General features: G+C 31.7%; 20 protein-coding genes and 3 tRNA genes. 13 read left to right on the forward strand and 10 right to left on the reverse strand.

What is annotated here, in order from left to right; translation table 11 throughout:
- Nucleotides 1-30: 30 nt before the first annotated feature.
- From ACOQOS_RS06705 to ACOQOS_RS06725, 5 genes are all read left to right on the forward strand, one after another.
- Nucleotides 31-765 (forward strand): 4'-phosphopantetheinyl transferase family protein, encoded by a 735-nt coding sequence (locus ACOQOS_RS06705; RefSeq protein WP_420574205.1) that lies wholly within the window; start codon nucleotides 31-33, stop codon nucleotides 763-765.
- Between the two features lie 170 nt (nucleotides 766-935).
- Nucleotides 936-1,685 (forward strand): DUF6597 domain-containing transcriptional factor, encoded by a 750-nt coding sequence (locus ACOQOS_RS06710; RefSeq protein WP_420574206.1) that lies wholly within the window; start codon nucleotides 936-938, stop codon nucleotides 1,683-1,685.
- Between the two features lie 31 nt (nucleotides 1,686-1,716).
- Nucleotides 1,717-2,007 (forward strand): YdhR family protein, encoded by a 291-nt coding sequence (locus tag ACOQOS_RS06715; RefSeq protein ID WP_420574207.1) that lies wholly within the window; start codon nucleotides 1,717-1,719, stop codon nucleotides 2,005-2,007.
- A 48-nt stretch (nucleotides 2,008-2,055) separates the two neighbouring features.
- Nucleotides 2,056-2,580: a DinB family protein gene (locus ACOQOS_RS06720; RefSeq protein WP_420574208.1), complete on the forward strand. Its 525-nt coding sequence runs from the start codon at nucleotides 2,056-2,058 to the stop codon at nucleotides 2,578-2,580.
- Nucleotides 2,581-2,833: 253 nt separating this feature from the next.
- Nucleotides 2,834-3,571, forward strand: a complete 738-nt coding sequence (locus ACOQOS_RS06725; protein WP_420574209.1) for a hypothetical protein — start codon at nucleotides 2,834-2,836, stop codon at nucleotides 3,569-3,571.
- Nucleotides 3,572-3,737: 166 nt separating this feature from the next.
- Here ACOQOS_RS06725 and ACOQOS_RS06730 read toward each other — a convergent pair whose 3' ends face one another.
- Genes ACOQOS_RS06730 through ACOQOS_RS06745 form a run of 4 tightly spaced genes read right to left on the reverse strand, consistent with a single transcriptional unit; the run spans nucleotide 3,738 to nucleotide 7,646 of the window.
- On the reverse strand, nucleotides 3,738-5,417 hold the full coding sequence (locus ACOQOS_RS06730) for a PhoX family protein (RefSeq protein WP_420574210.1): 1,680 nt from the start codon (nucleotides 5,415-5,417) through the stop codon (nucleotides 3,738-3,740).
- A 7-nt stretch (nucleotides 5,418-5,424) separates the two neighbouring features.
- Nucleotides 5,425-5,922 (reverse strand): hypothetical protein, encoded by a 498-nt coding sequence (locus ACOQOS_RS06735; RefSeq protein ID WP_420574211.1) that lies wholly within the window; start codon nucleotides 5,920-5,922, stop codon nucleotides 5,425-5,427.
- A complete protein-coding gene (locus ACOQOS_RS06740; protein WP_420574212.1) occupies nucleotides 5,922-6,398 on the reverse strand; it encodes a hypothetical protein in 477 nt (158 codons plus the stop codon). Before ACOQOS_RS06740 ends, ACOQOS_RS06735 begins: the two co-directional genes overlap by 1 nt.
- Before the next feature lie 30 nt (nucleotides 6,399-6,428).
- Complete coding sequence (locus tag ACOQOS_RS06745; protein WP_420574213.1) at nucleotides 6,429-7,646, reverse strand: GTP-binding protein; 1,218 nt, start codon at nucleotides 7,644-7,646, stop codon at nucleotides 6,429-6,431.
- Nucleotides 7,647-8,129: 483 nt separating this feature from the next.
- Here ACOQOS_RS06745 and ACOQOS_RS06750 point away from each other — a divergent pair, with 483 nt between their 5' ends.
- The 6 genes from ACOQOS_RS06750 (at nucleotide 8,130) to ACOQOS_RS06775 (ending at nucleotide 14,861) form a co-directional block, all read left to right on the forward strand.
- Entirely contained in the window at nucleotides 8,130-9,110 is a 981-nt protein-coding gene (locus ACOQOS_RS06750; protein ID WP_420574214.1) for a T9SS type A sorting domain-containing protein, read from the forward strand.
- A 6-nt stretch (nucleotides 9,111-9,116) separates the two neighbouring features.
- Complete coding sequence (locus ACOQOS_RS06755; protein ID WP_420574215.1) at nucleotides 9,117-9,902, forward strand: prolipoprotein diacylglyceryl transferase; 786 nt, start codon at nucleotides 9,117-9,119, stop codon at nucleotides 9,900-9,902.
- A gap of 3 nt (nucleotides 9,903-9,905) precedes the next feature.
- On the forward strand, nucleotides 9,906-10,505 hold the full coding sequence (locus ACOQOS_RS06760) for a hypothetical protein (RefSeq protein WP_420574216.1): 600 nt from the start codon (nucleotides 9,906-9,908) through the stop codon (nucleotides 10,503-10,505).
- Between the two features lie 10 nt (nucleotides 10,506-10,515).
- Nucleotides 10,516-11,172, forward strand: coding sequence for a putative metal-binding motif-containing protein (locus ACOQOS_RS06765; RefSeq protein ID WP_420574217.1), 657 nt, complete (start codon nucleotides 10,516-10,518; stop codon nucleotides 11,170-11,172).
- A gap of 118 nt (nucleotides 11,173-11,290) precedes the next feature.
- Entirely contained in the window at nucleotides 11,291-14,128 is a 2,838-nt protein-coding gene (locus ACOQOS_RS06770; protein ID WP_420574218.1) for a histidine kinase, read from the forward strand.
- The gene (locus ACOQOS_RS06775; protein WP_420574219.1) at nucleotides 14,121-14,861 is read left to right on the forward strand and encodes a LytR/AlgR family response regulator transcription factor; all 741 of its coding nucleotides are present in this window, start codon (nucleotides 14,121-14,123) and stop codon (nucleotides 14,859-14,861) included. Before ACOQOS_RS06770 ends, ACOQOS_RS06775 begins: the two co-directional genes overlap by 8 nt.
- 161 nt (nucleotides 14,862-15,022) lie before the next feature.
- Here ACOQOS_RS06775 and ACOQOS_RS06780 read toward each other — a convergent pair.
- The 4 genes from ACOQOS_RS06780 to ACOQOS_RS06795 form a co-directional block, all read right to left on the reverse strand.
- Nucleotides 15,023-15,096: transfer RNA gene (locus ACOQOS_RS06780), tRNA-Arg, on the reverse strand.
- Between the two features lie 93 nt (nucleotides 15,097-15,189).
- Nucleotides 15,190-15,264: transfer RNA gene (locus tag ACOQOS_RS06785), tRNA-Pro, on the reverse strand.
- A 23-nt stretch (nucleotides 15,265-15,287) separates the two neighbouring features.
- A tRNA-Ser gene (locus ACOQOS_RS06790) sits at nucleotides 15,288-15,369 on the reverse strand.
- A 149-nt stretch (nucleotides 15,370-15,518) separates the two neighbouring features.
- The gene (locus ACOQOS_RS06795) at nucleotides 15,519-17,609 is read right to left on the reverse strand and encodes an HD family phosphohydrolase (RefSeq protein ID WP_420574220.1); all 2,091 of its coding nucleotides are present in this window, start codon (nucleotides 17,607-17,609) and stop codon (nucleotides 15,519-15,521) included.
- A gap of 131 nt (nucleotides 17,610-17,740) precedes the next feature.
- On the opposite strand from ACOQOS_RS06795, the gene ACOQOS_RS06800 reads away from it, so the two are divergent.
- The gene (locus ACOQOS_RS06800) at nucleotides 17,741-18,919 is read left to right on the forward strand and encodes an acetyl-CoA C-acyltransferase (protein WP_420574221.1); all 1,179 of its coding nucleotides are present in this window, start codon (nucleotides 17,741-17,743) and stop codon (nucleotides 18,917-18,919) included.
- A gap of 32 nt (nucleotides 18,920-18,951) precedes the next feature.
- Nucleotides 18,952-19,698, forward strand: coding sequence for an NlpC/P60 family protein (locus ACOQOS_RS06805; protein WP_420574222.1), 747 nt, complete (start codon nucleotides 18,952-18,954; stop codon nucleotides 19,696-19,698).
- A gap of 79 nt (nucleotides 19,699-19,777) precedes the next feature.
- On the opposite strand, the gene ACOQOS_RS06810 is transcribed toward ACOQOS_RS06805, so the two are convergent.
- Nucleotides 19,778-21,061 (reverse strand): tetratricopeptide repeat protein, encoded by a 1,284-nt coding sequence (locus ACOQOS_RS06810; RefSeq protein ID WP_420574223.1) that lies wholly within the window; start codon nucleotides 21,059-21,061, stop codon nucleotides 19,778-19,780.
- A gap of 38 nt (nucleotides 21,062-21,099) precedes the next feature.
- Nucleotides 21,100-23,643 carry a DNA gyrase subunit A gene (gyrA, locus tag ACOQOS_RS06815; protein ID WP_420574224.1) on the reverse strand — a complete coding sequence of 848 codons (2,544 nt, stop codon included), beginning with the start codon at nucleotides 23,641-23,643 and terminating at the stop codon, nucleotides 21,100-21,102.
- Nucleotides 23,644-23,723 lie beyond the last annotated feature (80 nt).

The following is a 23,723-nucleotide window of genomic DNA, read 5'->3' on the forward strand; positions in this document are numbered from 1 at the left end:
CCGAAACTAGTTCTAATTGTACATTAACTCATGAAAACTGTCACCACTCTATTACCATTAATCAGAAAGAATTCAGTTCATCGTTTTGCAATATCCATGATAAATGGCTCTCTTAAAGAACTAGAAATAAATTTAGCAGCGCTTCACCCTAAAGAACATGAGATGTATTCTTCTTTTTCACATGAACAGAGAAAAATAAGTTATCTTCTTGGAAGGTTAGCAGCAAAAAAAGCTATTTGTGAATTTACAAATTATAATCAATATAACGATATTTTCATAGATGCTGGAGTATTCGAATTCCCTGTAATTCAGTGTGATAAAATAAAGAATACTCAATTAAGTATTAGTCATTGTAATACTATAGGTTTTAGTATTGCTTTTCCTGAAAGTCATCCTATGGCTATTGATTTTGAAGAAATCAACGCTCATAATACAGAAGCTTTAAAAGACCAAATGACTACAGCAGAAGTACAATTGGTTTCAAAGTTATTTTCTGAAGAAGTAAAAGGTTTCACACTCATCTGGACTGTAAAAGAAGCGCTTTCAAAAATTTTTAAAACAGGTTTAATGATTGATTTTAAATTGCTGGAAGTCGATACAATTGTAGCAAAAGAAAATATCTGGGAGAGCACTTTTAAAAACTGCGGACAATATAAAGCAATCTCCTATTTTTCTGGAATGTATGTATGTACATTAGTTTTACCTAAATACAGTGATTTTAATATTTTGGAATTGACAAAAGTCTTTCAATCAGTAGATTTTTAAACTCTTAGCTATCAAACTATACTGATTTAGTAAGGTTTTGAAGCAGATGTATTTGTTTATAAATGAATCCGATGCATTACTGAATGCTTCTTAATTTTGATTTAAGTTAGAATTCATTTAGTTTTAAGTCGATTCCTGTACTCGTACAAATTCATAAATAAAAATTTTCAATGACTTACCATCAACAACAAGCACACCAAAACCTGCGCGACTATGTAAGATGCTATTGGAAGCTTGAAAATAATACAGAGGAATCACAATTGTTTACCATATTGCCGGATGGCTTTTTTGATCTATTGATTTGTTATCACGATAATAAACTTGAAGGAGTTTTTTTAACAGGTTTATGGGATCAAAAAACGAACGTTGTAGTTTCTCCAAAAACTACGATATACGGAGTACAATTTAGGTTATTAGCTGTTGAAAAGATTATTAAACGAAGTATTGGCGCATCTCTTAATGATATAAAGAGTATAGAAAAATCATATTTAGGACTTGATGATTTTGATATGAATGCTAACAGTAATTTGTTTGAGTATCTGGATCAATACTTGGTTTCACATATTGAAAAAGAAGATCCTATTGACACAAGAAAGTCTGTTCTTTTGAGGTCAATCAATGATACGAAAGGAACTAGTACTGTTGAATATTATTCGCAACAAGCGTATTGGTCAAAACGACAGATAAATCGTTATTTTAAATCTACTTTTGGACTTTCGTTAAAAAGTTATTGTTGTATTCGAAAAGGTGCTGCTACTTATAGTCAGATACGAAAAGGAGAATTATATCCGCAACAAGGATATTTTGATCAACCGCACTTTATAAAAGAAATTAAGAAAATAACAGGATTTACGCCTAAGGCATTGTTAAAGAATGAAAACGACCGATTTTTACAATTTTCTATTATAAAAAGTAAATAGATTGCGATATAAAATTCAAAATATAATGAATATGATATTGCAAATTATTAAGTTGAAATCAGATTTACCGCAAGACGAATTATTAAAAAGAGCTAAAGAAAGAGAAGCTAATTTTAAATCGATTCCCGGTCTGTTACAAAAATATTATATCAAAACAAGTAACGCAGGAGAATATGGAGGCGTCTATGTTTGGAACTCTTTACAATCTATGCAAGCATATCAAGCATCTGATTTAGCGAAAAGTATTCCTACTGCGTATGCTATAAATGAAGCTCCTGATGTAGAAATTATGGATATTATATTCAAATTAAAAAATGATTAGATCTTTATAAAGAACATTCTTAACAAGATTTACAGTTTAGTTTACATCATGACGAAAAAACAAGTAATTGATATTTTGAACCAAAAACATGAAGTACTTTATGAATGGTTACAAAATCACCCAAATCAGAGTTGGATAAAAGGACCGCAAGGAAAATGGAATACTGGCGAACATATTGTCCATTTAATACAGAGTGAAAGAGCTTTGAATAAAGCACTGTTGTTGCCTAGATTTTATTTAAAGTATAAATTGGGTACTAATAATAGAGAGAATCGTACTTATCAGGAAATTGTTGAAAAATATCAAAAAAAGCTAGCGGACAATCCTGGTGCTGTCGCCAATATCTCCAAGAAAATGCCAGAAATCAAACTCACAAATAAGCATTCTTATATTTCTAAACTAGATAAAGAAAAGAAGAAGTTGATCAAGAGATTTCAAAAATGGAATGAACGTGATTTAGATATTTATTTGCTTCCGCATCCTCTTATGGGAAGAATGACAATTAGGGAAATTGTAATTTGGACAGCCTATCATACAGAACATCATTACAAGATTTTACAATCAAAGTATTGATTATTATTACAACATCTTCTTACTGTTTTTTAGTCTAGATAGCTATTTATAAAGTTATTACACATGTATTGCTATTTGATTTATATCAAATTTTGCCTTCTAGGTTATCAGTAGCTTTCACCATAAAAATATATAGCAAGTTGTGCATTCATTCAATCGGCTGCATTGAATACTTCTTGACTTTTTTTAATACCATAACAAACGAACAAAGCCTATTGTAATAAAATCAATAGAAAATAACTCATTTAAAATCATGAAAAAAACACATTTTACATTACTATTTATTTTTAGCATTTTCACACAGCTTTTTAGTCAACAAGTATTGATAAGTCCAATGAAAAACCAAGCTAATATTGATTTTTTAAATTCAGAGACTTCTAAAATGTCCTTGTATATGATGCAAGATGCTACAAAAATTCCAATTGGAAATATACAAACACAGATTAAGAAAGAAACTGAAAAAACATACATTATCACTACTGTCAACATGAAACAATCAACTAATAAATGGATTGATACTACAGTTGTGGCTACACAAACATTAAAACCTATATATCATTCTTCATTCAATCAACAACGTGCAATGGTTTTGAAGTTTGGAGAACATATTACTGGTTATTATTTAGACAAGTCTACTAATGTGAAAACAGAAGTTTCTGAAAAAATAACGACATCGTTTTTCGATAGTAATTTCTATCCTCAATTAATACGATTATTACCGCTAAAAAATGAATATTCAGGTACGATTTCAATTTTTGATTTCAATCCTAAGTCAAAAATTGGAGTCATTACAGCAACCATAAAAAATACTCAAGAAACAACTATTGATGTTCACGGAATAGAAAAACAGGTATGGAAAGTGGAAACTACAGATGATATTTCAAATAATACTACTGTGAGCACATATTACATAGAAAAATCAACACGAAAAATACTTAAACAGGAAATTGATTTTGGTAGTAGAAAAATGCTAATGGAACTTGAAGAGTAAGTCTCTTTAGGAATTGTGTTTCAAAACTATCAATCAGAAAACTCGAATATATGAAATACGAATTGTCTATAGTTTTTTTACTATTACAGACGTATTTACAGCAAAGCCTGTAATATTTTAAATTACAGGCTTTGTTAGTTTTGCAACGTAAGATTTAAAAAATGCCTTAATTTATATTTTCTATCTGTCGTAACTTATTCATTTTTTCGATTAAGTCTCCTGTAATAGCTACAACGCTAGATTTTGGAATATTGTCTTTATCAAAAGGCCAAGTACTCGTTGGCGATTTGATATCTTTTGTTTGTTCTCCAGGATGTTGTACACTTAAAAATAAGGTTTTTCCATCTGGTGAAAACCAAGGTCCTGTTAATTCAGCATCTGTTGGCGCAGATACGACACGAATTACTTCTCCTGCACTTTTACCATATCTAGGAATAACGAATAAACTGTTATTTTTAAATGACATATAAGGTTTATCTTCTCTATTCATGGAACTTCCTGAAATATCTGTAGTAAACCATAAGTTTCCAGACATATCAAATGCTAAATTATCAGGGCAAGAAAATCCTGTTTCTTCTCCACCAGCAATATATGTGGAAGCCTTGAAAGTTAATGCATCATATTTTCCATCAGTTTCTTCCACTTTTAGAATAGAACCATGGAAATCATTTTTACTTTTATTGTTGGTTAAAGACACTAAAACATGTCCTGTTATTGGATCGATTTCTATATCTTCAGGACGATTTAATTCAGTTGCTCCAAGTATTTTTGCAGCTTCTCTAGCTCTTATTAATACTTCTGTCTGGTCTTTGAATTTTTCTTTCAGTAAAGGCTGGTTTTCCCAATCTAGCGCAAGCCATTTTCCATTGATTGTATCTGCTACATATAAGGTTCCTTCTTTTAAAGAGCTTGGTTTCGAAGAAATAAATTTATACAAATGCTCATTGTTTTTATCATCTCCTGTGTATGCCACTACTCGCTTGTCTGCTAGTTCATACAACGTACAACATTCATGCGCAAATCTACCTAAGGCAATGTGTTTTTGAGCAGAACCATCTTTCGGGTTTATTTCAACTACCCAACCATAATGTTCTGGTGAATGGTCATAATATTTCTCCCAACCATAATAGCTACTTGGAATTCTTGAAGGTTTATTGTTTTCATCGTATGTAATTTCTCCAAAACAATTATCATAATTCTCTTCACAGGTTAGAAATGTGTTCCAAGGTGTAATTCCTCCAGAACAATTACTAAGTGTTCCAATCGCGGTAGTTTTTCCTGCTATTGGCGTATCCCAATTTAATTTGATTGGCGTATGCGCTGTAATTCGTTTGTTATGTGGATCGTTTTCAACAACCTGCCATTTTCCATTTTCTTCTTTAATTCTAACAATAGTTCCACCAACACTATACATTTCTTTATCTACTTGTTCCTTAGTACGTATAGCATCTGAATCTCGGTAATTGTAACCAGAAACAAAGAGTTGATTTATATATTCATGATTCACCCAAAGCAATCCGTCTTTTGGATTTTTTTCATCAAAAGGGATAAAGCAGGTAAAATCATTATTGTCTCCAAAAGTATCTTGTTCATTGATTTTATCTCCATACTTTACAATGATGTCATACTTCAATCCATTAGCAAGTAACAAGTCATCTTTAGCTGAAGGTTGAATTGCTTCTAAGACTACATTTTTTAATTTTTTTAAAACAGCTTCTGGTGTATTTTCAAATTCAGAAGAAGGTTTTGAAGTATTTCCACAACTTATTAAGAACTGAGGAACAATCACAGTTCCTAACGTTGCTTTTCCTAAAAAAGAAATGAATTTTCTACGACTATATTCCATCTAATATTTAATTTAAACAATGACTCTCTAAACATGTCAGACTAGAGTAAATATTTTTAAAAGCAGTTTCATGTCTATCATAAATCTTACCTCTAATCTTAATTGAATTGAGCGACAATTTATCTAATTCTAATTGTAGTTCTTTTATCTTATGATTAAGAAAATAAGAAATAATTAAATGCCTATTGTTTGTAATGAGCCACATGACCTCCGAGGTTTCTTTTTGTTTAATTATTTCGCTGTAAAAATTTTTAAGACCTATATTTTCAGAGAAAGATTGACTTTCCAATGCATCTAAAATAATTTTATTGTCATTGGAAAGTACAAAGTAAATATTTTTAATATTCTGCTTCAGAATCAGTTCTTTTATGCTTTTTATAGTTGAATTATCAACTACAAATGAATTTCCGAGAGATGTATAAAAATAGTTTTTACTCTCGTAAGTATTATTGATTGTTGTTTCTAAACAATCAGTTGGGCATAAAAGAAAAAGAGTCTTATTCATTAGGCTACTGGTTCTGGATGAGTGTATGGAAATGAAGAATGATGTACGTCAATTCTAAGTGCTCCATCAATCAATTTATACCCAAATGTATATTCAACTTTAGCTTCATTACCTTCTAAATCTGTGAAAAAATAATTTCCCATAGCAATTGCACGATTTTCTTCTAAAATCATACCTGCATTTTCGAAGCGTACTTTTGTCCAAGGTTGAATAGCAAAACCTTTATCTTCTTTACAAGCTCTATCGTCTCCAGCAATAAAGTATGATAATGCTTCTGGCTTAGTTGGTCTAAATTGTTCTATTTCACATTTAGTTGGTTTAAATAAGACGGTTCCTTCTTGAAACGCATAACGCACATCTAGAAAATCACTTGCATACGATTCGCATTCTTCTCTATTATGTTTTAAAGATCCTATTTTAACGACACCATCTCCCCAGTTTTTTTGTGCTTCTAATACTTGTTCTTTTGTAATCATGTTTGTTAATAATTTAAAGTTTATAGTTAATTATAGTTGTTGAACTCTTTGTACTGGCCAATAATCTTCATAACCTTTCTCCCATTTTTGGGTTGCCAATTCTTCATCAGTTGCAAGACATGAATCTAGGTTTGATCTAATAAGACTTTCATTCATATCTTGACCTATAAAAACAATTTCATTTTTTCGGTCGCCAAAGGCAAGATCCCAATCACTTTCAATTTCTTCCTGATTATGAATAAATGCTGCATATTGAAAACGTTCTTCAAAAGGCATACTAGCCCACCAAACACCTGCATTATCAGAGCGTAACGAACCGCCAGCTTGTCCCCAAATCAATGCTTGTTCTGGTCGTGATGCAATCCAAAATAGTCCTTTACTTCTTATGATGTTATTTGGAAATTTTTGTGCTACATATTCCCAAAACCGTGTTGGATCAAAAGGTTTTTTACTTCTGTATACAAACGAGCTAATACCATATTCTTCTGTTTCAGGCGTATGCTCATCTTTATTGAGTTCTTCAATCCAACCTGCACTTTGTTCTGCTTCTTCGAAGTTGAATAAATTTGTATTTAATATCTCTTTTGGATCCACTTTGCTAAATGAAGATTCAATAATTTTAGCAGATGGATTTAATTTATTGATCATAGCACGTAAAACTCCTATATGTTCTTTTTGTACTAAATCTGTTTTATTTAAAATAATAATATTAGCAAACTCTATTTGGTCAGTTAGTAAGTTCACTATCGTACGTTCATCTCCTTCTATATCTGTTAAACTTCTATCCATTAACCTTTCAGGACTTCCAAAATCTTTGAAAAAATTAAACGCATCTACAACAGTAACCATGGTATCTACATAACTAAAGCGAGATAAGTCAATATTGTTTTCTTCATCAACAAAAGAAAAAGTTTGCGCTACAGGAATAGGCTCACTAATACCTGTACTTTCAATAAGTAGATAATCAAATCTATTTTCTTTTGCCAATCGTTCTACTTCTAGCATTAAATCTTCTCGCAGTGTACAACAAATGCAACCATTGCTCATTTCTACTAACTTTTCTTCGGTACGAGACAATGTATTTTGGCTTTTCACCAATTCACTATCTACATTTACCTCACTCATGTCATTCACAATTACTGCAACTTTCAACCCTTCTTTGTTATGCAAAACGTGGTTGAGCAATGTTGTTTTTCCTGCTCCTAAAAAACCGCTCAATACGGTTACTGGAAGTTTTTTATCGATCATTTTTATTTCTTTAATTCAATTAATGCAACTTGGTTGCAACAAATATAAAAGAAATTTAGTATTACTGCTTTATTTCAAAAGATTTAAATTATTTGTTAAATAAAGTTAGAAAGCATATCTAATGAGGTTTTATTTTGCAATCAACAGTCTTCAAGATGAGAATCTTTACAGAAATATTGCGAGAGATTCGCTTGTTTAGAAAGGAACATCACGGTAGATAAAAGCAAGATAAACCTCTTTCTAAACATTTAGTGTAGATATACTTTAAATCGTGTACTTCTAATTTTAAATAAGGAGTTCATTCCATCAAGTTATCGTTTTGATAAATAAAACAAGTAGTTCCTTTAATCGGAATTCTTTTTAGTTACATTAGAATTTACATTTGAACTGTATTTATAATTTTCCATTAATCAAACTGTAATTAGTGTCTGACAAACTCATATACAATTTACTTTTTGAATGATTATATTAAAATCATCATCTATGAAGCAGTTTCATTCCCTAAGATCACTATTTATTGTATGCAGTCTGTTTTCATCATTGGTATTTTCTCAAACTTCTGGAGGACCAGATAATTATGGCTACAATTGGAAAAATTCCGATGATGTTGATGGACCTTTATTTAATTGGATTGATATTACTTCAACTGGTACGCTAGTTACAGGTTTGGCAGATGATAACAGTGTAAACTCTGTAAATATGGGAATCAGTTTTAATTATTATGGTACTGTATATTCTACCATTGCAATTGGTTCTAATGGTTGGATTAGTTTTAATACTGTTTCTAATGTAGCAAATTGTTTTCCTATTCTTCCTACTATGGGAACGCAAGCAGATAATTTGATATGCCCTTTTTTAGTCGATTTAAATTTTACAGGAAATAATAACGCAGGAAAAGTTTATTATGAACAATATCAAACGAATAAGTTCATTATTTCGTTTATAAATGTTCCTTTTTGGTTTAACAATGCAAATGGCTTTTTAGGAGACAACACATTTCAAGTCATTCTAGATAGTACTGATAATTCTATCGTATTCCAATATCTTGATATGGATGCTAGTTTTTTAGCAACATCATCCAATTGTTCGGGGAATTTTGTAGACTCAGAAGTTGGATTTGAAAATAGTGATGGAAGTGATGGATTATTAATCATTGGTAACGAAATCATACCTGCAGATAACTTAGCTATTCGAATAGAAAACTCTAATGCTTTAGGAAGGAATTCATATGCAACAACTAATGATATTATTTGTTACCCAAACCCTGCAAAAAGTCAAATTGAAGTCTCAATTCAAAAAGAAGCTCGCTATAGTTTGATGAACACCAAAGGACAACATCTTCAAAAAGGAATTTTATACCAAGGAGAAAATACACTTAACATGAAGAATATTTCGAATGGAATTTATTTTTTAAAAATTTCTTCTGCAGATGGATTTTTTACAAAAAAAATAATCAAACAATAAGGTAAAATGTATCCAGAGCTATTTGACATTCAATTACCTAGTTTTTTAGGCGGACAAGAAATTACAATATATAGTTATGCAACTTGCATCGTTTTAGGCACATTAATAGCCGCAGTATACACAAGATGGAGCGCGAAAAAAGATTTAGGAATTACGAACTTATCAAATACTTTTTTCTACTTCATATTTATCGCAGGATTTATTGGAGGAAAGTTTTTCTATTACATGCAAAATCCGCAGTTATACATAGAAAACCCATCTTTAATGCTTGATAATTTTTCGGGTGGATTTGTCTTTTACGGATCATTTGTTACAATTATTCCTTTCATTATTTGGTACCTGAAGAAACAGAAAATGAATGTGTTAGCAATGCTAGATATTTTTGCTATTACAACTATTATAGTGCATGCTTTAGGACGTATGGGTTGCTTTATGGCTGGTTGCTGCTTTGGAAAGTCGACAGAAAGTTTTTTAGGGATCATTTTTCCAACAACATCTGTAAAAGTACATCCAACTCAATTATATGAAGTTGGTATGCTCGTCACAATATTCATGGTTTTAATAGCTCTCAAAAAGCGGAAACAATTCAATGGACAGCTTTTTTTAATATACCTCATTCTGTATGGAATTGGCAGAAGTACATTAGAGCTTTTTAGAGGTGATGAAAGAGGATTTATTATACAAAACCTTATTTCACATTCGCAATTTATAGCCTTATGTCTCATTTCAATTGCAGCTTATTTCTATTTCAAATTACACAAACAATTAACTATAAATACATTCAATAATTAAATTATGAAGAAACACTTTTCAAAAACAGTTGTTCCAACAATACTGCTTGTTATTGCAGTATTTGTGATAGGTGCTAGTTGTAATTCCGAACCTCCTAATGTAACCGTACAAACCTGTGATGATGCGACTCCAATATTGGAATCTATTTTTATAGCAATAGGCAATGAAGGTACTATGGATTTACAGCAACATGAATATAAATTTACCTCATCTGTCAACGGAGCTATTTGCGCATTAGGATATCAAAGTTTGGTTCAAACAATACCTTTTGCAGTTGACAATTCAAATACACCTTATACTTTAGAAATAGTCGAAGGTAATGGACATATGGTTACTCAAATTTTTTCTAGTTCAACAATTGAATATGCCGATTTATCAAGTAGTTTCCCTGTAATAGCAGGAACGGAATATACAATTAGAAGAACTGGAGGAGACGGATTAAATAGTTCTATGGGATATATTGCAAATGTGCCTAGCTTTCCTGTTACTCAAGGCAATATCATTTTTAATAGTTCAAATTTTGTAGATGTGCAACTAGGCGGCGGCGGACCTGTGGCAAATATCGGAATTCCTAAAATTTATATTCAATTTCTTGAAGAGTAAAAATATACTTATGAAACTAAAAACAATAATTAATTTCCTTGTAGTTATGCTTGTCTTAACTGCATGTAGCAGCGACGATTCTTCTTGTACTGAACAAGTTTGGTATCAAGACTTAGATGGTGATGGTTTTGGAAATATAAATCAAACGCAAATGTCATGCACACAACCTACTGGTTATGTGACTAATAGTAATGACTTTAACGATAATGATGTGAACTCATTTCCTAATGCAACAGAAATTTGTGATGGTATAGATAATGACAATGATGGACAAATAGATGGTTTGCTTTCGACTAATTGTGGCGCTGGAGAAGTTTGTGAAAATGGTGTCTGTGTTGCTGCAACAACGTATTATGCAGATAATGATGGTGATGGATATGGAGATATAAATACTTCAACCATTGCAGGTAGTATGGCTCCTACTGGTTATGTTATTGATAATACAGATTGTGATGATTTAGACGCCAATAACAATCCTGGAGCTCAGGAAATACAAGATGGAATTGATAATGATTGTGACGGAGAGATCGATGAATGTAGTACAGATTCAGACTGCACAGGAGTTTGCGTAAATGGTGTCTGTTATGATATATGTGTAAGTGATGGTGATTGCCCAGCTGGAACAACATGTGTTGATTTAGGAGGCGGTTTAAAAGTATGTCAATAAAAACCAATAATTATACTTAGTTGACTAAAGAAAGAAAAATTAAAATAATAAATTTATCTTCTGAAACAGTTATGTATCATGACTTTCAAAAAACTATTAAAAAAATAAGATACCGCTATTGAAACATAAAAAACTCCATATCACATTTATATTTTTTCTGTTATGGAGTTTTTTTTATGCTCAAAACTATAGTAACTACACAGTTAAAGATAATTTACCAAGCAATCATGTTTATACCATATTACAAGATATAGATGGCTTTATTTGGTTTTTGACAGATAAAGGCATGGTAAAGTATAATGGATTTGAATTCAAACAATTCACCACCAAAGAAGGTTTGCCTAATAATGATGTATGGAATGCGTTTATTACATCAGATAATAAAGTTTGGTATTTATCAAAAGCGGCACAGTTAGGATATATTTCTAACGATACGGTTCAATCTTTCCCTAGTGAGATTTCTAATGAAATTATCAATCCGATTTTTTCTTCACAAGTAAAAGATGACGTCTATCCAACTGGACCAACCACTTCATATCAATTAGTTGATAAACAATGGAAAAAAAACCTGAATAGTCATAATAAAATGAAGGTATTTCATTCAAAAATAGACTATTTACAATTAAATAAATCTTTAAATTCACTATCAGTTTTTGGAAAAAATGCTTCGAGTAAAGCTACATTTGATGCAACAGATTTCATATTAAATAATAAACGAGGACAAATAACTGATAGTTTGTTTTTCTTTATAAATGAGAAAAACTATCATATTCTAAATCTCAAAACATTAAAACTACATCGTAAATATTTTAAAAATCAACTTCATAAAGAAAATGTACAATACGGAAGAATAAATTTAGTACATAATAAGCTTCAAATATCAGGGAAGGGATTTGTAGCATATTTAGATGAAGAATTTAATATTGTTGATCCTTTCTTTTTTCCGAAAGAAATTAACGCTCATTTTGGCTTAATAGATATTTCAAATACAGTTTGGTGTGCAACGTTTAACAATGGTGTATATAAAATACCTTATAACAAAAGAGATGCGAAATATTCCTTTTTAGGTGAAAAAGTACAATCCTTAGACATCGTTGAAGACAAGTTAATCGCTAGTGTATATGATAAAGGATTCTATGAATATGATTTCAAAAAAAGAAAATTTATTCAAAAATTAGAAACAAAAGGATATATCTATGGAACTCAGTCAATAAAAGGCAATCCAAATATTTATTATCTATCTAATGGTAATATTTACTCGAAAAATGGAAAAGATATAAAGCTTTTATATGACTATGCATCTAGTAATTCAATAAATAATGATAAAATCCGAAAGTTACTATTTCATGAAGGTCAGCTGTTTGGAATGTTTGCTTTTGGAGTGAATAAATTGAATTCAAAAACATTTTCTATCGAGAAAGCATATGAACAAAAAGGGATGAATGATATTTTATCATTTAACAATCAATTATTAATTGCTACTACAAACGGATTAAAATCTTTGAAAAAAGATACTATTGTTTCTATTCCTTACAATAATGAACTGCTGAACAAGTCAATTTTAAGCTTAAAAAAAATATCTGAAACCCAATTTTTAATTAACACGGATGGCTTTGGTGCTTATATTGCGAATAACAATACACTACAAATATTAAACGAAACAAAATATCTAAGTGTTCAAGATGCCTTTATACAAGAAAATGCTATTTGGCTAGCTACAAATAAAGGAGTGTGGCACTATGAAAAAATAGGGAAAGATTTTGTACTAAAAACTACTATTAATACGAATGAAGGAACACCTATAAACAATGTAAATACCGTTGTTGTAATAAAAGATAAACTCTTTGTGGCAACTGATAATGGCTTGGTAAGTATTCCTAAAAAAGTTAAAAAGGAAACGTTATTTTTAGATGTATTCATAGATAAAATACGGTATAATTCAAAAACACTTTCTGAAGGTACTGAAGTTATGTATACGGTTGATAACAATGTAAATATATTGGTTGCTACCATCGATTTTTCTGAAGAGAATAAAATCCAAACCTTTAATTATAAATTAGCGCCAATTCAGAAGAACTGGAATTCGTCAACAACGTCGAATATCAGTTTTAATAACTTACAACCTAACGATTATCAACTTATAATTTCTCAAAACGGTATTGAGAAATCATTCCATTTTACCATTAAGCCTTTGTGGTGGCAAACAATCATATTTAGAGCTTTAGCTGGAATTGGAATAGCTATAACGTTACTTTCTGCAGTTTGGATACTTGGTAGACGTATACAACGCAGAAAAGATCAAAAACTTATTCAAGAGAAAGAGCTATCTGAAATAAAACTCAGAGCATTACGTTCACAAATGAATCCACACTTTGTGTTTAATTCTTTATCAGCAATTCAATATTACATCAATGAAAATGATTTTGAAGCATCTGAACTCTATTTGGTGAAATTTTCTAGACTCATTCGTCGATTCTTTGAATTGTCAAAAGAAAATGAAATTACACTAAAAGAGGAAATAAAATTACTTGAAAACTATCTGGAAATTGAAAAATTGAGGTTTAAAGAAAAATTAACGTATCAAATTATTATACATGAAGAGCTGCCTATAAATAGCACAAAAATTCCCACTATGTTATTACAACCAATAGTTGAAAATGCTGTAAATCATGGTATTTTTAATAAAGAAGAAAATGGAATGATTACGCTTCAATTTATTTATATCGATACTTCTACATTCAGAGTAGAAATTATTGACAATGGAGTTGGTTACAAAGGCACTAAAAATCTAACTCGAAAAAAAGAGAATTCATCTAATGTGCTTCAAGATAGACTTCGTATTTTAAATCAATCAAGAAAATGGAGTATCACTCATGAAAATGAAGAAGTTTTCCCTGATCACAAGGACAAAGGCAACAAAGCAATATTTATTATAAAAAAAATCATTAATGAATAAACTGACATCCATATTAGTAGATGATGAAGTTTCTAACTTGAAAGGACTACAGAAGAAAATAGAAAAGTTGTTTCCTGAAATAGAAATCATTGGGTTATATCAAAAGCCTGAAGAAGCTATTATTGCAATTAATGAAAAACAACCTGATGTCCTTTTTTTAGACATAGAAATGCCTAGAATAAATGGTTTTGAGTTACTCTCTGAAATAAAAAATATTCAATTTCAAGTCATTTTTGTAACTGCTTATAGTGAATATGCCATTGAAGCCTTTAAAAAATGTGCAATAGATTATATTTTAAAACCAATAGATAATGATGATTTAAAATCTGCTGTAACTAAAGTATTAAAAAATAATACCTCAAAGCAAGAACAAAATTCTAATGAAAAGCTCGCTACGCTATTATTTGAAAACATTTTTAGAAAAAATAAAGTTGTTGTTCCTACATCAAAAGGAATCTCTTTTATTCCTGAAGAAGAAGTAATGCATTTAAAAGGGTATGAAGGCTACACACAAATATATTTTACGAACAACACTACATTAACGAGTTCTTATAATTTAGGGAAGTTTGAAAAAGCATTAAGCAAAAAATTCTTTAAATGTCATAAATCACATATAATTAACTTAGAACATGTACGACATTTTGAAAACGAAGGGTATTTAATTCTTGGAGATGATTATAGAGTTCCAATATCAAAAACTCATAAAAAAGCTTTTTTAGACTTATTTAGTTAACTGCTTACAAATACGATTAGAGTTACATAATTTTTAGCTTGAGATATCTACTAAGATACATTTTTGAAGTTTATTAATAGGCTTAAAAAGCGTAAATCACTAAAAAGTTATATTAGCAAAAACAAGAAAGCCTTACTAGAAATAGTAAGGCTTTTGTCTTGTGATCGCGACAGGATTCGAACCTGTGACCGTCTGCTTAGAAGGCAGATGCTCTATCCAGCTGAGCTACGCGACCGGACCGAGTGTAAAATAAAATGTCAGGTAGACATTTTTAGTGAGAATGCCGGCATGTACGCGGGCTTTTTTCACTTCACTTTATTTTATTATGTCGGGGTGGCAGGATTCGAACCTGCGACCTCCGCGTCCCAAACGCGGCGCGATAACCGGGCTACGCTACACCCCGAAATTCTATTAAACTAAAAAAAGCGGAGAGACCGGGATTCGAACCCGGGCATCCCGAAGGATGACAGCTTAGCAGGCTGCTGCATTACCACTCTGCCACCTCTCCAATATTTCTTTGTTTTAAGAACTTGTACAATTGTGAAATTGCGGTTGCAAATGTAACTGTTCATTTCGTATCGCGCAACTATTTAAACGTTTTTTTAGTCTTTTTTTGTTATTTTTTTTACAATATTTTAATTTTCAATCAACTAGTGATTACTCAGGATATTCAATTCTTAAATGATAGATGTTGTTTAACTTCTTTTTTAATACTTTTTTGATCGTTACAATTTCTTTCAGCGTAATGTCTGCATTCATAAATTGTTGTTCGTCCATTTGCTTATCAATAATGCGTTCTACAAATTGATCAATTTTTTGAGAAGTTGGCTCTTTTAAACTTTTTGAAGCTGCTTCTACAGAATCTGCCATCATTAATATTGCTGTTTCCTTAGAAAATGGTATTGGTCCTGGATATTGAAATTTCTTTATGGAAACTTCTTCATCTAATTCTTTTGCCTTTTTGTAAAAGTAATATACCGTAGATGTTCCGTGATGTGTACGAATAAAATCTATAATACGATCGGGGAGTTTATTGCTTTTTGCTATTTCGATACCATCTAATACATGATCAATAATCATAGTTGCACTTTCATCTGGTGCCAATTCATCATGTGGATTTACCGAAGTAGCCTGATTTTCTATAAAAAATGTAGGATTGTTCATTTTGCCAATATCATGATACAAAGCTCCTACCCTAACTAACATTGTATTTGCTCCTATTTCACTTGCTGCAGCTTCCGCAAGATTTGCCACTTGAAGCGAATGATGAAATGTTCCTGGTGCTTCATTTGCTAGTCGTTTCAAAAGTTTAGAATTGGTATCTGAAAGTTCTAATAGCGATACATCTGACACTAGTCCAAATATTTTTTCATAAATATAAATTAGCGGTTGCACAAACAAAGTTGCCAATCCACAAAGCATAAATTGCATGAAGTATACCCAAATGACATGCAAATTTCCTGATTCATTACTACTAAACACTTCTGAAAATTTAATTCCTCCTTCATGCGTAATATAAAAGGCAAAATAAGCGATGATATAAATCAAAGTAATTTGTCCTACCGAAATAAAGAGATTGGCGCGCTTATATAGCTCAGAAACCGTTAAAATAGTTACAATACCTGCTATGATTTGTAAAAAGATATATTCTGAACTATTTGGCACAATAAATCCGAGTAATAAAACTGTTAGTACATGTGCAAATAATCCCAATCGAGCATCAAAGAACGCTTTGAGAATTAAAGGTAGAATACACAACGGAACCACATATACATAATTAGCATTATATTTTACCACCAAAGTCGTTAATACAATCATGAATACTATATTCATAAAGATAAAAGTTACTTTGTTGTTATTTTCATAGATATCTGGACGATATTTTCGAATAAACAATAACAACATCAACAATGCCAGCGCTACTAAAATTGTATATCCAAATACAATCCAATTGTAGTTAGATTCATTCCATACTTGCGATTCGTATTCTTTTTTAAGTGAATTTAATTGTGCTAGTTTTTCTCCTTCTACCACTTCTCCTTTGGCTATTATTCGAACGCCTTCTTGAACATTTCCGCGTGTGTATGCTATGGAATTTAATTCTTGCGACAGCACGCTATTAGTAATTTGTTGATTGATTTCAACATTAGGTTCAATAATTTCAAAGAAAAGATTATACAATGGCGATTCGTAATTTTCTAACACTTGATCTTCAACAAACTTTTTAACGTGATATTGAAGATTATTGAGCTTAACAAAACTATTGTAACTTATATTTCGTTCTACATTATCTTGAATCAGTACGACGAGTTGATTGCTTTTAGAATCATCAACAGTTGCTATAACTCCATTTCTGTACAACTTAGTTAATAACCTACTCGCTTTTCGCTTTAGACTTAAAAAACCATTCGTATCTATGAGACTATCTACAGAAAAAATTTCGTCAAATTCTTCATCAAAATCATTCTTAATACGATCAACTGTTGCAGCATTGTAATCGTAATATGTTTTAGCATTTGCAGTAATGTTTGCTTTCTCTGCTTCTATTTCTGCATTTGTTTTTGTGATAGGAAAATTAAAAGGAGCAAGTAACGTTTCATATTGCCAAGGTTTTCCTTTTTGAAATTCATATTGGAATTTTCCTCCTTTTGGAAAAAGGTATACCACTAAAACCGTTGTGAGTATATATAAAAAGATTTTATATACAAATGATTGGTTTTGATATAACTTAGTGATGAGCTGCTTCATTAAACGAATATATGTTAATATTCAAAAGTAATAAAATTAAGCGTGTCTTATTATCGGTTAAATTGATAATTTATACGGATATCTTCTAAAAAATAATTAAATTCGCAGCAATTAAACTTTAAGGAAAAATCATGAGTAAAGAAGTTGTTATTGTAGCAGCTGCAAGAACTCCAATAGGAAGTTTTTTAGGCGCTTTATCCACTATACCTGCTCCAAAGCTAGGAGCTACAGCTATTAAAGGTGCATTGGCACAAATAAATTTAGCTCCAGAGCATGTACAAGAAGTTATTATGGGAAATGTTGTGCAAGCTGGAACTGGGCAAGCTCCTGCGAGACAAGCAGCTATTTTTGCTGGAATTCCAGATACCGTTCCTTGTACTACTGTAAATAAAGTATGTGCTTCTGGTATGAAAGCCGTTATGCAAGCTGCACAAGCAATTGCTTTAGGCGATGCTGATATTGTAGTTGCTGGTGGAATGGAAAATATGAGTTCTATTCCTCATTATTATCATGCAAGAAAAGCTACTAAGTTTGGACCAGCAAAGATGGAAGATGGAATGCAGAAAGATGGTTTGGTAGATGTGTATGATAATGTTGCTATGGGTGTTTGTGCTGATGCATGTGCTACTGAATATAGTTTTTCTAGAGAAGATCAGGATGCATTTGCAATTCAGTCATACGAACGTTCTGCGAAGGCATGGTCTGAAGGAAAATTTGCAGATGAAATAGTTCCTGTAGAGGTTCCACAACGAAGAGGTGAACCAGTTATCGTAAACGAAGACGAAGAATATAAGAATGTAAAAATGGAAAAAATTCCTGCTTTACGTCCTGCATTTACTAAAGAAGGTACAGTTACTGCTGCCAATGCTTCTACTATTAATGATGGAGCTGGAGCAATGGTATTAATGAGTGCTGAAAAAGCAGCTGAATTAGGATTAACTCCTTTGGCTACTATAAAAGGATATGCAGATGCTGCTCATGAACCAAAATGGTTTACAACTGCACCAGCAAAAGCGCTTCCAAAAGCATTAGCGAAAGCAAATGTAAGTATTGATGATATTGATTATTTCGAATTTAACGAAGCATTCTCTGTTGTTGGATTGGCTAATATGAAGATTCTTGGACTCTCTGACGATAAAGTAAATGTAAATGGTGGTGCCGTTTCTTTAGGACATCCATTAGGTTGTTCGGGAGTACGTATTTTAATTACTTTAGTAAACGTATTAAAGCAAAATAATGCTAAATTAGGAGCCGCAGCTATTTGTAATGGTGGTGGTGGTGCTTCTGCTTTAGTTTTAGAAAGAGCTTAATTTCCAATTAAAAAATACCAGATTTTATATAAATGCAATACGGAATTTGCAATTTAAGTATTGTTCCGCTTCGTGCTGAACCAAGTGATATGAGTGAACTCGTATCACAAGTATTGTATGGAGAACATTTTAAAGTGTTAGAGCAACGCAAGAAATGGAGCAGGATTCGCATTGCATTTGATAAGTATGAAGGTTGGATTGATAATAAACAATACTTAGAAGTTTCTGAAGATATTTACAAGGAGAAAGACAAAGAAGATTTAGTCTTAACTTCCGATTTGGTAGAATTTATTACTGATGATACGCAGTTAATGCCAATACCTATTGGTGCCGTATTAAATCCATTGTCACTATTTTCTCATCAATATGATGGAGATACAGTGACAGGAATTCTTCCGAAAGAAAATATTATTAAAACTTCATATATGTATTTAGGCGCTCCGTATTTATGGGGCGGAAAAACTCCTTTCGGAATTGACTGTTCTGGTTTTACACAAATGGTCTACAAACTGAATGGCTATAAACTATTGCGTGATGCTTCTCAACAAGCAACCCAAGGTGATCCATTAAGTTTTATTGAAGAAAGTGAACCTGGCGATTTAGCATTTTTCGATAATGAAGAAGGAAATATTATTCATGTTGGAATCATCATGGAAAATAATTATATCATTCATGCACATGGAAAAGTTCGTATTGATCGTATTGATCATTCTGGAATTTTCAATGTAGAAACCAATCGTCATACACATAGACTACGTGTGATTAAAAAGATTATTTAGGAAGTATTTTAGAAAATTAGGATATAAAAAAAACCTCGTTACACTGTAACGAGGTTTTTTAGTTTGTATATCTACAAGACTATTGTCCTAGCTCAGCTAATCTAGCTTTCACTTTTTTGAATTTATCATCTTCTCCCAAGAAAGAGTATAAACCTTTTAATTGCTTTAAGATTTGTACATCATCAGGAACACTTTCTGAAATTCCTTCTAATACTTTTAATGACTTTCTGTATAAAGCTGTTTGCTGTCCTTGATATTCTTCAAACTTTTTATTGTCTGCTGAAGAATTTCCTAATTCGTTCATTTTGTCAACAATATCAGAAGCTTCGTCTAAGTAAGTCTTAGATAAGTTGATTCCTGCATTGATGTATCCAGGATCTAATTCTAATACTTTTCTGTATGCTGATCTTGCTTCTTCTACATCTCCATTTTCAGCACTAATTACTCCAATATTGTAGTATGAATCTACATCATTAGGATTTTTAGTAATGATCTCTTTCATGATTTCTTTGAACTTAGCAGTATCTCCCATTTTGTAGTAGATATTACCTTTTGTCAATAAAAGAGAAGAATCATTTGGGTTTACAGCAATTGCTTCTTCTACAGCTTTTAAAGCTTTCTCATTATCTCCAATATGATTTGTATAAATCCAAGAAACATTTTTAACGATTTCTGGTAAACGAGATTTTGTTTTCTCAGTTGTAGGATTTGAATGCGATTTTGATTTTACAGATAAATCTCTAATTGTTTTATCTGGAAAAGATTCTTTTTTTCCGTTAGCAACATTCGTAGCAAAATATTGTGTTTTCACACCTGTATAGTTTGCAGCTTTTAATTCTTCGTAATACTTTAATGCAGTATCATAATCTTTCCCTGAAATAGAGTTAGAAGCTGCATAGTACAACAAGTCCTTATTTTCTGGCTGTAACGTGTATGTTAAGTACAATATATCTGAAGCCTTATCAAAGTCTTTTGCTTTTTGTGAAGCAATCGCTTTATCAACCAACTTACTAATCATTGTTTGTAATTTTGGCTTAGCATCTTTCGTATACTTAAATTCTTTTTGCTCTTTTTCGAAAGCAAATAATTTATTATATGCTTCTCCAGCAATCTTTAAAGATGCATCCGCATCCATACCTTTATCTGCTAATTCTTGATATGTACTTCCTTTTAAGAAGTAATATTTAGCTTTATATTTTGCATCAGCATTTTCAATCGTAGAAGAAATACTAGCAAGTACTTCTTTTGCTTCTACTGTATTTCCTTTTTTTAATGCTTTCTCAACAGCTCTTAATTCTTTCTTTTGTGCAAAAGAAAATGCTGTAATTAGCATTGCTGAGAAAATTAAAATTGTCTTCTTCATTTTGTAAGTGTTTAAAATAATTGAGGTTTGTGTTATTACTATTCTTTTGTTTCGCTATTATCGCTATCATTGTTTGTATCAACAGCCGTGCCATTTTCTGTACCTTCACTGTTTTCAAGGTCTTCCACAGCATTTTCTTCTTCTTCTTCGTTCATTACTTTTGCAACAGCCGCAATAGAATCTTTTCCTTTTATATTGATTAATCGAACTCCTTGCGTTGCTCTTCCCATAACTCTTAAATCAGAAACAGACATACGGATAGCGATTCCTGATTTATTGATAATCATCAATCCATCTTCATCAGATACATTCTTAATAGCTACTAATTCTCCTGTTTTTTCTGTTACAGAAATAGTTTTCACTCCTTTTCCTCCACGGTTAGTAATTCTGTAATCTTCTAAACTAGATCGTTTTCCATATCCATTCTCAGAAACTACTAAGATATTACTTTCCATATCGTTTACAGCAACCATTCCAACAACTTCATCATTGTCATTAGCAAGTCTAATTCCACGAACACCAGAAGCATTTCTTCCCATTGGTCGTGTTTTCTCTTCTTCGAATCGAATTGCTTTTCCAGATCTTACTGCCAACATTACCTGACTGTTTCCAGTTGTTAATTTTGCTTCTAACAACTCATCTCCTTCTTTAATTGTAATTGCATTAATACCATTGGTACGAGGACGAGAATATTGCTCTAAAGGTGTTTTCTTAACTTGACCTTTTTTCGTAGCCATAATCACATAATGATTATTGATATACTCTTCATCTTTTAGGTTTTGCGTACAAATAAATGCTTTTACCTTATCATCTTTTTCAATGTTGATTAAGTTTTGAATCGCTCTACCTTTTGATGTTTTGCTTCCTTCAGGAATTTCATAAACACGCATCCAGAAACATTTTCCTTTTTGAGTAAAGAATAACATGTATTGGTGATTTGTACCAACAAATAAATGTTCTAAGAAATCTTCATTTCTAGTCGCACTTCCTTTTTGACCAACTCCACCTCTATTTTGTTTCTTGTATTCTGTTAAAGAGGTACGCTTAATATAACCAGCATGTGAAATTGTAATTACTACTTTTTCATCTGGAATTAAATCTTCGATACTTACATCTCCACCAGCATATTCGATCATTGAACGTCTTTCGTCACCATATTTATCTTTGATAACTGCAAGTTCTTCTTTGATGATATTCATTCTTCTTGACTTGTTTGCCAAAATATCACGATAATCTTCAATACTTTTCATGATCTCATCATATTCACCACGTAACTTGTCTTGTTCCAGACCTGTCAACTGACGTAATCGCATTTCAACAATCGCTTTCGCTTGAATTTCTGTCAATTCAAAACGTTTGATTAAGTTGTTACGAGCTGCTTCAGCATTTTCTGAACCACGAATAATAGCAATTACCTCATCAATATTATCAGAAGCAATGATTAAACCTTCTAAAATATGAGCACGTTCTTCTGCTTTTTTAAGTTCGTATTGCGTTCTACGTGTTACTACTTCGTGTCTATGCTCAACAAAATAGTGAATCATATCTTTTAGATTCAATAATTGTGGACGACCATTTACTAGTGCAATATTATTTACACTAAAAGATGATTGTAGTGCTGTATACTTATATAGTTTGTTTAATACGATATTTGGAATTGCATCACGTTTTAAAATGTAAACGATACGCATTCCTTTTCTATCAGATTCATCACGAATAGAAGAAATACCGTCAATCTTTTTATCATTGATCAAATCGGCAGTTTTCTTAATCATGTCTGCTTTATTGACTTGGTATGGAATTTCACTTACAATGATACATTCTCTACCTTGCACTTCTTCCATGACAGCTTTTCCGCGCATTACAACTTTTCCGCGTCCTGTTTTAAAGGCTTCACGAACACCGTCATATCCGTAAATAATTCCACCTGTTGGAAAATCTGGTGCTTTTACGTGTTGGATTAATTCGTCAATTTCTATATCGTTATTGTCAATATATGCATCAATTCCATCAATAACTTCAGATAAGTTGTGCGGCGGCATATTTGTTGCCATACCAACAGCAATACCAGAAGCTCCATTAATTAATAAACCAGGAACTCTTGTAGGCAATACTGTAGGTTCTTTTAACGTATCATCAAAATTTAGGGAATGATCTACGGTGTCTTTGTCAATATCTGCTAACATATCATCAGATATCTTACGCATTCTTGCTTCCGTATAACGCATTGCTGCAGGACTATCTCCATCAATTGATCCAAAGTTACCTTGTCCATCAACCAGCATATAACGCAAACTCCATTCTTGCGCCATACGAACCATTGCATCGTATACAGATGTATCTCCGTGTGGGTGATACTTACCTAATACTTCTCCAACAATTCTTGCAGATTTTTTATGAGCTGAACTAGATCTAACTCCGAGTTCATGCATTCCAAACAACACTCTACGGTGTACTGGTTTCATACCATCTCTTACATCTGGAAGCGCACGTGACACAATGACTGACATCGAATAATCGATGTAAGCAGACTTCATCTCATCTTCAATATTAATAGGGATTAACTTTTCTCCTTCTGCCATGTATTTTATATTTTAATATTTCGAGTTTTACAAATCGGGTCAATATACAACATTTACTGGTATTCAGCGAGGATTTAAAG

This window comes from Kordia sp., from assembly GCF_965224175.1.
In the GTDB taxonomy this organism is placed as follows: Bacteria; Bacteroidota; Bacteroidia; order Flavobacteriales; family Flavobacteriaceae; genus Kordia.